The following is a 12426-nucleotide window of genomic DNA, read 5'->3' as shown; positions in this document are numbered from 1 at the left end:
TAATTTTATACTGTGCATAAAAATTGGATTAGGCTAATTTCTTTAATAATATAAAAAGTTTTTAGAAGTCATTAAATCATGTACTAGAGGTGCAATCATGCTGATCTTTGTGGATGACGAACAAAAGAAGTTTCATCTATCAAACGGAAAAATTAGTTATGTATTTTATGTCATGAAAAATGGTCATCTTGGGTCTTTGTATTTTGGAAAAGCGATTGACATTCATTCAAATTTTACTCATATTCAAAATGACAATTCTACTACAACATATACTTCTTATTATTATGCTGATCGATCAATTAGTCTTGAAACTATCAGACAGGAATTTCCCGTCTATGGCACTTCTGACTATCGTGAACCGGCATTAAGTATTCGTCAGTTAAACGGTAGCCATATTACAAATTTTATCTATAAAGATTATACAATTACAAAAGGGAAACCCCATTTACAAGGTTTACCTGCCACTTATACAGAAAATGAAGAAGATGCTGAAACCATTCAGATTGTTTTAGAAGACTCAACACTTAAAGCTGTGCTAGTAATTTCCTATACAATATTTAAAGATTTATCTGTTATTACTAGAAGTGCATATATTTGTAACCAAGGAACTGAACCATTTTATTTAGAGCGATTTATGAGTGCGACGATTGATTTTCCTGATCATGATTTCATTATGATACAGCTAAGTGGTGCATGGTCTAGAGAGAGACATTTAAATGAACGTCAGTTAGTGATGGGTACGCAAGGCATATCGAGTTTACGTGGTTCAAGTTCACATCAACATAACCCATTTCTTGCCTTTAGAAGAAAAGAGACGACAGAAAATCATGGTGAAGTATTTGGTTTTAATTTAGTTTATAGCTCGAATTTTATTGCTCAAGCTGAAGTTGATCATTACGATATGACTCGAATTACGATGGGAATACATCCATTTCGTTTTACTTGGAAATTATCTGAAAACGAACATTTTCAATCACCTGAAGTAGTGATCGTATATTCTGATCAAGGTATGAACGGTATGAGTCAAACTTATCATGATTTATATCGAAACAACCTAATTCGTGGTAAGTGGAAAAATAATGAACGACCTATATTAATAAACAATTGGGAAGCTACTTATTTCAACTTTAATGAAGAATCCTTACTTCAAATCGCAAGAGAAGCAGAAAAACTTGGGATTGAATTATTTGTATTAGATGATGGATGGTTTGGTAAAAGAAATAATGCTACTAGCTCTCTAGGCGATTGGTATTCAAATACTGAAAAATTCCCTAAAGGAATAGACCATTTTGCTAATAAAATTAAAGAGTTAGGTTTAAAATTTGGTCTTTGGTTTGAGCCTGAAATGGTTAGTCAAAATAGTAATTTATTTAAAAATCATCCTGATTGGATTATTCATACACCTAATCGACAGGTATCTTTAGGAAGGCATCAATTAGTATTAGATTTCTCGAGAAAGGATGTTGTCGATTACATTTATAAAAAAATGGCTGATGTTATAAAGAATACAAATTTAGACTATATAAAATGGGATATGAATCGAAATATTACTGAGGCTTATTCTAAGAAGTTAGCTAATGATCAACAAGATGAATTTTTTCATCGGTATATTTTAGGTGTGTATGAATTATATGGACGATTAGTAAGTGAATTTCCAAATGTGTTATTTGAATCATGTGCAGGCGGTGGTGGTCGATTTGATCCTGGTTTATTGTTTTATGCACCCCAAGCATGGGCTAGTGATAATACAGATCCAATAGAACGATTAAAAATTCAATATGGTACCTCTCTACCATACCCAATTTCTAGCATCGGATCACATGTATCAGCATCACCTAATCATCAAACATTTCGTAATACCCCATTATCAATTAGAGCCAATGTCGCTTTCTTTGGAACATTTGGTTATGAATTAAATCCTTTGATACTTACTGAAAAAGAAAAATCAGATATTAAATCGCAAATACAATTTTTCAAACATCACCGATCATTAATTATGAAAGGAGATTTTTATCGGTTAATTGATCCTTTTAAGGAAAACGAAGTAGCTTGGATGGTAATAAGTAAAAACAAAAATGAAGCCATTATAGGTTGGTACAAAATATTAGCTAGCCCAAATCCTATGAAATACCAGACTTTAAAACTGACCGGTTTAAATCCAAATAAGAAATATTTTGTAAACAGTACGAATCTCACTTTTTATGGAAACGAATTAATGGAAAAAGGAATCCCCTTACCACTCGAATATAATGGCGCCAATAAAAAAATTGCAAAACGAGCAGGTGATTTCCAATCTTGCATCTTTCACCTTGTTTGTTGTCCTAATTAAATGTACGAAACTCGTCCTTATTGTCCTATAACGAAGTTCGAATATGTTGCAACATGACCAATCAAAACGCTTGTCTTTTCGTGCAGCAAATCTTGCAGATGTGCGATAAAAACAAGCGTTTTTAACTGTCTTTAAAGCATTCAACATTAAAAAAGCTTCTTAAGCTTTCAATAGTTTCTCAATGGTCGATCTCATCTCTTGAGGATTTGTTTGAGGAGCAAATCGTTCAATGACCTCACCATTTTTATTTATAATAAATTTAGTAAAATTCCATTTTATTGATTTTAACCCCATAATACCAGGAGCTTCTGAGCTTAAATATTTAAATAGTGGATCTGCTTTGTCACCATTTACATCAATTTTTCCGAAAACAGGGAAGGTTACACCAAAATTTAATTCACAAAAACTTTGAATTTCTTCATTTGAACCTGGTTCCTGATTCATAAATTGATTACATGGAAAACCAAGTATTACTAATCCTTCTTCTTTATATTCTTCATATAATGCTTGTAAATCTTTATATTGAGGAGTATATCCACATGCACTTGCAGTATTTACAACAATTATCACTTTATCTTTATATTTTGAAAGAGATACATCTTCGCCCTTGCTATCTTTTACTTCAAAATCATAAATACTCATTTCACATTCCTCCTACTTCCTTATAATGTTAATAGTAATTATTTTCCATCAAAAAGTCTATTCTAATTACTATTTTTTGAAAAAAACCTTCAAACCTATTAGTATTTAAATTATAGTTTAATTAAACTATTTTCTTCACCTTTTAACAAAAGATTGGAGGTTAGACTATGCAAGATTTAGGCTTTAATACATATTTAATTGATTTATATGATTTATCGTTTCAGGAACGAACGGGTAGCTATATTATTTTAGATGAAGACATTACAATCATTGAAACAAGTGCTAGTCCTTCCCACGAGTATTTATTACAAGGTTTAAAAGAGCTACAAATTTCATTAGACAGAATTAAAAATGTTATCGTAACACATATTCATTTAGATCATTCAGGTGGCGCTGGTTTATTAATGGAAAAATGTCCTAATGCCACTCTTTTTGTCCATCCAAAGGGAGCTAGGCATTTAGAGGATCCGACAAAATTAATTGCGAGTGCAAAACAAGTTTATGGTGATGATTTTGATCGTTTATTTAAACCAATTCTTCCAATTGACGCGACTAAAATTTATCAGGTAGCCGATGGTGAGGAGCTTGTTATTGGTAAAAATCGTAAACTAACATTTTTACATACTCCAGGTCATGCTAATCATCATATTTCAATTTTCGATTCTTCTAGTAAATTTATGTTTACAGGAGATACATTAGGTATTTATTATCCACAGCTTCAAAAGGAAATAGGTACGTTTATTTTACCGTCGACATCGCCTAATCAATTTTCATACGAAGCAACACTAAGTTCATCTAGAAAAATTCAAGAGTATCATCCAGATGCTATTTGCTTCGGTCATTATGGATTAACTAGAGATACAAATTTCGTATATGAGTCTTTAAAGTTATATTTAGATCGTTTAATGAAACTAACTGCTTCCACGATTGAAGATAATAAGGAAAAACCTTTTTATGAGAAAAGCAGGATTTTGTCAGCAGCATTATATAATGAAGTAAAGCATGATCTTCAAAATAAGAATATAGATGAGAGTCACCCAGTTTTCCAGATTATTAAGTTAGATTTGGAAGTTTCAGCTATGGGATTAGTACTGGCTATGGATCAAAATTAATAAAATAAAAAACTTCAGCCATTTGGCTGAAGTTTTTATTATTTTTTAATTTTTTTTCATTGGTTTATTTTTACCTGAAACAGGTTTTTTATTTTGATTTGAAACTGGTTTTGTTCTTTTTTCTTTTGTTTGATTTTCGTTCAGTTGTTTTTCTATTATTTCGACTTTTTGTATTTCACCGTGTGAAACCGTTAAATGTTCAAAAAACAATTTTTGCGTTCCTCTTAAGCTAAATAAATTCTTTTTCTCTCGAGGTGTTACCAAGTTTATGACAGTACCTTGTTTACCCATTCTTCCTACACGGCCACTTCGATGAGTATACTGTTCAACTTTTTCTGGTACATCAAGTGTTATGACATATGGTAACTCTTGTAAATCGATTCCTCGTGCTGCTACGTCAGTTGAAAATAGTAAAGTAGTTTTACCGATTTGAAGATCTTTTAAAACTCGACCTCTTTCCATTTTCCCTAGTTTTGAATGCAGTACCGCTGTTTTAATTCCTCTAAAATTTAATTTAGAAGCGTATCCTTCAAGTTTAAATGGATCATTACTAAATACGATTGCTTTCATATTTTGAACAGAAGCAATTCTTCTAAGTAATTCTAGCTTCTCTCTTTCTTCACAAGGAATAAAACCATGAATTATATTTCCTTCCAAGCTTTGTTCAATCGAAATTTCTTTTAGATTTGAACTTGTTTCTTTGGCAAATTGCATTGCCCCCGGTGTAATTGTTGCAGATAAAAATACTAGTTGGCGATCTTTCATCGTTGCTTTGACAATTTGAGGTAAATCTTTTTGATCATCTGTTTTTAATAATTCATCTACTTCATCAAAAACAATTGTCTTAACACAATGCATTTTTAATTTTTTCTGTTTGATTAATTGTGAAATTCGCCCTGGTGAACCAACGATAATTTTAGGCTTTTGTTTTAATTTTTCAATCTGACGTTTTATATCCGCTCCACCAACAATTGAAGCCACTTTTATATTTGTATTTTGTGTATAGTCTTGAACAACCTGAAAAATTTGCATTACAAGTTCACGAGTTGGAGCCATGATCATAATTTGAGGATTTTCTTCCATTTCATCGACCTTATTAATTAAAGGCAAAACATATGCAAGAGTCTTACCAGTACCTGTCGGAGATTGCGCTATGACATCGTTCCCATCTAATATCGCTGGGATTGCTTCCTCTTGAACTGCTGTCCATTTCGTAATATTATTTGCTTTTATTTTTAAGATTGTTTGTTCTGCTAATTGAAAATGTTCCATTTAAATCTCCTTTAATATTTGCTCATCGTACCATTGTAACATTATTTCTGTAATATGTACCAATTCTTCTATTAGATCGAAGTCATCTTCGGTTATTTTATTTTGAAATTTTATGTTTACTGATGATTCAATGATATTTTTATCTAAAATAGAGTGTTTAATGTTATAAAATGGAGTGAATTGCTCATTTGTCTTATTTTGAAATAAAAGTAGACTTCTTTGAATGATTTCGATTTCTAATGGTTTAGGAAAGGAAAATTCAATTTCAATATAACATCCTACTTCAGTATTTCCATTAATTAATTCATTATATAAATCACTAGCTGATGTACTCATTGAAAAAGTGCAACTTGTTGTCTTAGTCGACTTTTTTAATTTTTTAAATCGAATTGAGAATAATCGATCCATTTTGGAAAGATTAACAAAGTCATTTCGATCAGTGATTTCATATTCTCCATCTAAATCTTTGTCATATAAGAGCCCTTCTATGACAACCTTCATATTATCAAATGCGGTCGGATCAAACATTATCTAAACTCCTTTAATCAATAGATTCCTAAGTTCGCTTATTTCCTATTATTTATCATAATAAACGAACCACACAAAAAATAATCCGATAAAATCATTTTGTTTCAATTTTATCGGGATCAATTTTTATTTTATTATCTCAAATTGACTATGATAAAGATTTGCGTAGAAACCTTCTATTTCCATTAATTCCTCATGCGTACCTTGTTCAATAATATCGCCATCCTTCATACAAAGAATCAAATCTGCATTTCGAATAGTCGATAGGCGATGCGCAATCACAAAACTTGTTCTTCCTACCATTAAATTGTCCATTGCTTTTTGAATGAGTGCTTCAGTTCTCGTATCTACACTACTGGTTGCTTCATCTAAAATTAATATTTGAGGATCTGCCAAAATTGCACGAGCAATCGTGATCAGCTGCTTTTGACCTTGGGATATATTATTTACTTCTTCGTTAAGTATCATATTATATCCATCAGGCAAAGCTCTGATAAAGTGATCAGATTGAGCAGAAATAGAAGCTTTTGTTACTTCATCATCCGTTGCATTAAGTCTTCCAAAACGGATATTATCTGCAATTGTACCATTAAATAGCCAAGTATCTTGAAGAACCATTCCAAATAATGATCTAAGTTCATCCCTTTTAAAATTCTTAATGTTATGTCCACCTATTGTGATTTCCCCACTATTAACATCGTAAAAACGCATTATTAAATTTACAATTGTTGATTTACCAGCACCAGTTGGCCCAACTATTGCAATTTTTTGGCCAGGTTTAACGACTAAATTAAAATCATGAATAATCATTTTTTCAGGTGTATATCCAAAAGCAACATGGTTGAAGCAAACATTACTTGTAACTTCATTATGCTTAATTGATCGTGCATTTTTTATTTCAGGTACTTCTTCTTTCTCTTCTAAAAATTCAAATACTCTTTCTGCAGCTGCTGCTGTTTGTTGAAGTATATTTGAAATATTAGCAATTTGTGAAATTGGCTGCGTAAATGAACGAACATATTGAATGAAAGCTTGAATACCTCCAACTGTCATTGATCCATTTGCAGTAAAATATCCACCTAATATACAAATCGCAACATAGCCAATATTTCCAATAAAAGCAGTGATTGGAATCATAAGTCCCGATAGAAAATTCGCTCTCCATGCCGACTTATATAATTCATCATTATATTTACTAAAAGCTCTTGTCGATTCATCTTCACCACTAAATGCTTTTACTAAAACATGATTTCCTAACATTTCTTCTACATGTCCATTTACTTTCCCTAAATATCTTTGCTGGTTAATAAAATGTTTTTGAGATTTTTTAACGATCATCATGACAAATACCATTGAAAGAGGCAATATGCATAGCGCAACTAAAGTGAGTTGCCAGCTGATCGAAATCATCATAATTGTTATACCAATAATCGAGGTAATCGATGTAATTATTTGTGTTAAACTTTGGTTTAATGTTTGATTAATTGTATCAACATCATTCGTTATTCTAGAAAGAACTTCACCGTGACTAGTTTGATCAAAATAGCTTAAAGGTAATTTATGAATTTTATCATTTATATCACTTCGAAGCTTAAAAGTTACCTTCATCGTAACACCACTCATTACATAACCTTGAAGATATGCAAAAAGTGAGCTTAATAAAAATAAACCAATTAGCCATAAACCAATTACACTTATTTTTCCAAAGTTAATTTTTCCACTACCACTAATTTGTTTCATGACACCGGAAAAAATTTCATCTGTCGCTTTACCTAGAATTTTTGGCCCTAGTATTGTAAAAACAGTTGAAATAATTGCTAGTATAAAGACAAAAACGATTGTCTTCTTGTGCGCACCTAAATAACTCATCAATTTTGCCATCGAACCTTTAAAATCTTTCGCCTTTTGACCTGGCACCATTGGGATATTTCTTCCAAACATTTGGACAGGCCCGCGTCCACCGCCCCGATTTTGAAAAGTATTTTTATTAGAATTGCTCATGCTAATTCCTCCTTGGATAACTGCGATGAAGCAATTTCTAAGTATTCTGGGCAATTTTTCAGAAGTTCTTTATGAGTACCTTGACCTACAATCCTACCACTATCTAATACAACTATATGCTCTGCATTCATGATCGTATTTACACGTTGGGCAATAATGATCATCGTAGTTGATTCTATATCTTCATTTAACGCCTTTCTTAACGCAAAATCCGTCTTAAAATCAAGCGCAGAGAAACTATCGTCAAAAATAAGAATTTCGGGTTTCCTAGCTAAAGCCCGAGCGATTGAAATTCTTTGTTTTTGACCACCTGAAACATTATCTCCACCTTGAGAAATTTCAGCATTAAATTTTCCTTCTTTTTGAGAGATAAATTCACTAGCCTGAGCGATTTGGGCTACTCTTTCCATTTCTTCATCAGAAATATTTTTATTTCCGTATTTTAAATTAGAAGCAATTGTCCCTGTTAGTAAAAGTCCTTTTTGAGGTACATACCCTATTTTAGTGCGTAAATCTTTTTGCTTTACTTCCCTTAGATCCACACCATCAACTAAGACTTCCCCTTTAGTAACATCATAAAAACGTAATATTAAATTTGCAATTGTTGATTTTCCTGAACCAGTTGGACCAATAATGGCAGTTGTTTGTCCTGGCTTTGCAACAAATGAAATATTATTTAGTACATCATTTTCAGCACCTTCATATCGGTAACAAACATTTTTAAATTCAACAAATCCTTTTTTATCTGCTTCAAAGTTTTTATGAAGCTCTGGATCGATAATTGATACATCAGTAGACAATACTTCTGAAATACGTGTAGCAGAAACAGCCGCTCTCGGGACAAGAATAAACATGATTGAAATCATTAAAAATGCTGTGATGATTTGCATTGCATATTGCATAAATGCGATCATATCGCCAACTTGCATATTAGATTTAGCAATTTGGTGGGCACCAACCCAAATGATTAATAATGATGAGCCATTCATAATCAACATCATTGAAGGCATCATCATTATCATGATACGGTTGACAAATAAATTCGTTTTCGTTAATTCACTGTTTACCTCTTGGAATCTCGTTTTTTCATATGAAGCATTTCCAAAAGCTCTAATTACCATCAATCCCGTTAAATTTTCCCTTGAAACTAGATTTAACTTATCTATTAGCTTTTGAATTAATTTAAACTTTGGAATAGCTACTGTCATGATTACCATAATTAATGAAAGTAGAACGATAACAGCTAATGCAATAATCCAGCTCATCGAAGCTGATTTATTAATTGCCATTATAATTCCGCCAATTCCCATAATTGGTGCGTAACAAATCATTCGGATCCCCATCATTAAAAGAGTTTGAATTTGCATAACATCATTTGTACATCTTGTAATCAGAGATGCCGTTGAAAATTTATCAAATTCATTGTTAGAAAAGCTTTCAATTTTTTTGAAAACATCTTTACGTAAATTCCTAGCGACACCAGAGGCAATTCTTGAGGACAAGAAGCTGACTAAGACTGTTGCTATTCCTCCAAGTAAAGCAATCACAATCATAATCAATCCAATTTTAACGATATATAAACTTCCTAGTTTATGTAAATTAACGCCTAGTTCAGTATAAAATGCTTTCGTCATCATAATACCACTTTGTGTTAGTAAGGTTTTATCGGATGATATAGCTTTATTATGCGCATTTAGTATCGCATTTTTGGAAAGTTTATCAAACATTGGCTGCAACTCATATAGTTTTGTTAAATTAATCTTATTTGAACGCGGCGTACTACTAGTTTGTGCATGACTTACTTTTCCAGTAGCTTCTTCTTGGATTATATTAAATAATGTCCAAGTGGAAGCACCAAATGATTGATCAAGTTGTTTTTCTACGATCTTATTCAATTTTTTCTTTACGTAAATGCTCTGATCTGCTTTTTTGTATATACTTATGTATTTTTTTCCTTTTGAATTTTTATCATTTACGGATTTCAACTCATAATTTTTAAATATAATTTCTTTTTCTTTATCTGTCATAAAGGTAGTCATTAGTTTCATACCTTTTTGACTAATTGCATCTGGAGCAACATGCAATATTCCATTTTGCTGAATACCATTGTTTACAATTTCGGACATATAGTTAGGTAAGTTCAGATCACACATGGCCTGACCAAATAAGAATAATATAGCTAAAATTATACTTGTACTAAATGCTTTTAAATACTTAGCTAACTTGATCAAATGAGTCTCTCCCTATTATGATGTATTTTATTTAAACACTAACTCATACTGAAAAAACTCGCATAAAATGCGAGTATGTTTTTTTAGTATGAATTATTAAGTTAATTAAAACAATCCTTTTGGACGGCCTAGTTCATCTACGTCCATATTTAATGCAGCTGGTTTTTTCGGTAAACCTGGCATTGTCATTACGTTCCCTGTTAGTGCAACAATAAAACCTGCACCAATTGATGCTTTAAGTTCTCTTATTTCTACTTTAAAACCAGTAGGTCTTCCAACTAAACTTGGCTGGTCTGATAAAGAATATTGAGATTTTGCCATACAAATTGGTAGGTTGCCCCAACCATTCTCATTAAATTCCAAAATTTGTTTTTTTGCTTTTGGAGAAATATTCACTCCGTCTGCACCATAAACTTCTTTTGCAATTTTTTCTATTTTATTTTCAATTGAATCCGATAATTCATATAAATAATTAAATGATTCTTTAGGATTTTTTAACATACTAACAAGAGATTCAGCTAGCTCTACGCCACCTTTACCACCATGTTCCCAAACTTCTGTTAAGACGATCTTAATGCCATTATCTTGTCCCCATTGCTTTAATACACTTATTTCTTCTTCTGAGTCAGAAATAAATTTATTAATTGCTACAACAACAGGTACATTGAATTTGCGAACTGTTTCCACATGCTTTTCAAGATTTTGAATTCCATCTTTAACTGCTAAAGCGTTTTCATTAGTCAATTCATTTTTATTTACGCCACCATGCATTTTTAATGCTCTAATTGTTGCAACTATTACGACTGCATCAGGTGTAACACCTAAAGCTCTAGTTTTGATATTTAAGAATTTTTCTGCACCTAAATCTGCACCAAAACCAGCTTCCGTTACAACATATTCCCCTAATTTCATTGCCATTTTAGTTGCAATAACACTGTTACAACCATGAGCAATATTAGCAAATGGGCCACCATGAATAATTGCTGGAGTGTGTTCAATCGTTTGAACAAGATTTGGTTTTATTGCGTCTTTTAGTAATAATGCTAGTGCACCTTCTACTTTTAAATCTCCAACAGTTACTGGAGTTTTATGTATAGTATAGGCAACAACAATTCGTTTAAGTCTTTCTTTTAAGTCTTGAATTGATGTCGCTAAACAAAGAACCGCCATGATTTCAGAAGCAACCGTTATATCAAACCCATCTTCTCTTGGAACCCCACCTGATGGACCACCTAAACCTACAACAACATTTCTTAAAGCACGATCATTTAAATCGACTACTCTCTTCCAAGAAATTCTACGCACATCAATTTCAAGTTCATTTCCTTGATGGATATGATTATCAATAAATGCTGCTAAAGCATTATTCGTCGTAGTAATAGCATGGATATCACCGTTAAAATGTAAATTGATATCATCCATTGGTAAAACTTGAGAATAGCCTCCTCCAGTTGCACCGCCCTTTACTCCCATTGTTGGCCCTAAAGAAGGTTCACGCAATGCTACGATTGCATTTTTGCCAATTTTGTGGAAAGCTTGTGCAAGTCCAACAGTGACCGTTGATTTACCTTCACCAGCTGGAGTTGGATTTATTGAAGTAACTAAGATTAATTTACCATCTTCATTTTCTTTTAATCGATCTAAAATTGATAATGACAATTTAGCTTTATAATGCCCATAGTTTTCAACTTCTTCATCAAAAAGATTTAAATTATCTGCAATTTCGTTTATTTTATTCATTTCTGATTCAAAAGCAATTTCTAAATCTGACTTAACTTGACTCATTCAATCATCTCCAATTGCACTTCATTATAATCAAAATTATAGCACAATTTTACAAATATTTCATTTTTAAAAATTCAAAATTCTTTAATCATATCATTCAAAATTACTAATACTTTCTACTTATCAATGGAATTCAAAGTTACATACTAAAGATAAGGCATTAAAAGAAAGGAGTGTAATTAAATGTATCGTCATAAAAAGCATAAAGAACATAAACGTAATCACAATTTACCAAAGGATCAAAATGAAGAATATAGTGCAGAGTTTTATCCCGCAAGGAATGTGTTTTATTCGGAAACAACTTCAGATAAATCTCATGCCTCAGGAATTGTAATTGGATACGTAGCTCTATTTTTTTCACTATTTTCGTTATTTTTAATGCCTGTTTTATTTGGAATCGTTGGAATTGCACTTGGAATATACTCTGTAACTAAAGGTCATTCCACTTTAGGATATACAGCAATTGGATTTGGATTATTTTCGGTAATTGTAACTATTTTCTATAATTTATTAATTGTCTTAAGTG

Annotated in this window: 9 protein-coding genes; 3 read left to right on the top strand and 6 right to left on the bottom strand. The window is 31.8% G+C overall.

The window, feature by feature from the left end; all coding sequences use genetic code 11:
• Positions 1-97 precede the first annotated feature (97 nt).
• The gene (locus tag CN514_RS17455; RefSeq protein WP_098233697.1) at positions 98-2329 is read left to right on the top strand and encodes an alpha-galactosidase; all 2232 of its coding nucleotides are present in this window, start codon (positions 98-100) and stop codon (positions 2327-2329) included.
• 159 nt (positions 2330-2488) lie between these two features.
• Here CN514_RS17455 and CN514_RS17450 read toward each other — a convergent pair whose 3' ends face one another.
• Positions 2489-2971 carry a glutathione peroxidase gene (locus CN514_RS17450; RefSeq protein WP_098233696.1) on the bottom strand — a complete coding sequence of 161 codons (483 nt, stop codon included), beginning with the start codon at positions 2969-2971 and terminating at the stop codon, positions 2489-2491.
• Between the two features lie 167 nt (positions 2972-3138).
• Between CN514_RS17450 and CN514_RS17445 the strand changes: the two genes are divergently transcribed.
• Positions 3139-4083 (top strand): MBL fold metallo-hydrolase, encoded by a 945-nt coding sequence (locus CN514_RS17445; protein ID WP_098233695.1) that lies wholly within the window; start codon positions 3139-3141, stop codon positions 4081-4083.
• A 45-nt stretch (positions 4084-4128) separates the two neighbouring features.
• Here the strand turns inward: CN514_RS17445 and CN514_RS17440 are convergent, their stop codons facing one another.
• From CN514_RS17440 to CN514_RS17420, 5 genes are all read right to left on the bottom strand, one after another.
• Positions 4129-5355, bottom strand: a complete 1227-nt coding sequence (locus CN514_RS17440; RefSeq protein ID WP_098233694.1) for a DEAD/DEAH box helicase — start codon at positions 5353-5355, stop codon at positions 4129-4131.
• Positions 5356-5883, bottom strand: a complete 528-nt coding sequence (locus tag CN514_RS17435) for a hypothetical protein (protein WP_098233693.1) — start codon at positions 5881-5883, stop codon at positions 5356-5358.
• A 126-nt stretch (positions 5884-6009) separates the two neighbouring features.
• Positions 6010-7884: an ABC transporter ATP-binding protein gene (locus tag CN514_RS17430; protein ID WP_098233692.1), complete on the bottom strand. Its 1875-nt coding sequence runs from the start codon at positions 7882-7884 to the stop codon at positions 6010-6012.
• Positions 7881-10115 (bottom strand): ABC transporter ATP-binding protein, encoded by a 2235-nt coding sequence (locus CN514_RS17425; protein WP_098233691.1) that lies wholly within the window; start codon positions 10113-10115, stop codon positions 7881-7883. Before CN514_RS17425 ends, CN514_RS17430 begins: the two co-directional genes overlap by 4 nt.
• A 105-nt stretch (positions 10116-10220) precedes the next feature.
• Positions 10221-11900, bottom strand: coding sequence for a formate--tetrahydrofolate ligase (locus CN514_RS17420; RefSeq protein WP_098233690.1), 1680 nt, complete (start codon positions 11898-11900; stop codon positions 10221-10223).
• 183 nt (positions 11901-12083) lie between these two features.
• On the opposite strand from CN514_RS17420, the gene CN514_RS17415 reads away from it, so the two are divergent.
• The coding region (locus tag CN514_RS17415; protein WP_098233689.1) for a permease at positions 12084-12426 on the top strand (343 nt) is incomplete at its 3' end.

Origin of the sequence: Bacillus sp. AFS001701 (genome assembly GCF_002559405.1) — a bacterium.
In the GTDB taxonomy this organism is placed as follows: domain Bacteria; phylum Bacillota; class Bacilli; order Bacillales; family Bacillaceae_G; genus Gottfriedia.
The sequence above is the reverse complement of the archived record's forward strand: the minus strand, read 5'-3'. Positions and strand labels throughout refer to the sequence as shown.

Excerpts from the sequence above, each read along its gene's own strand:
- CN514_RS17445 (WP_098233695.1), top strand. The coding sequence starts at position 3,139 with ATGCAAGATTTAGGCTTTAATACATATTTAATTGATTTATATGATTTA.
- CN514_RS17440 (WP_098233694.1), bottom strand. The coding sequence starts at position 5,355 with ATGGAACATTTTCAATTAGCAGAACAAACAATCTTAAAAATAAAAGCA.
- CN514_RS17455 (WP_098233697.1), top strand. The coding sequence starts at position 98 with ATGCTGATCTTTGTGGATGACGAACAAAAGAAGTTTCATCTATCAAAC.
- CN514_RS17435 (WP_098233693.1), bottom strand. The coding sequence starts at position 5,883 with ATGTTTGATCCGACCGCATTTGATAATATGAAGGTTGTCATAGAAGGG.
- CN514_RS17450 (WP_098233696.1), bottom strand. The coding sequence starts at position 2,971 with ATGAGTATTTATGATTTTGAAGTAAAAGATAGCAAGGGCGAAGATGTA.
- CN514_RS17430 (WP_098233692.1), bottom strand. The coding sequence starts at position 7,884 with ATGAGCAATTCTAATAAAAATACTTTTCAAAATCGGGGCGGTGGACGC.
- CN514_RS17420 (WP_098233690.1), bottom strand. The coding sequence starts at position 11,900 with ATGAGTCAAGTTAAGTCAGATTTAGAAATTGCTTTTGAATCAGAAATG.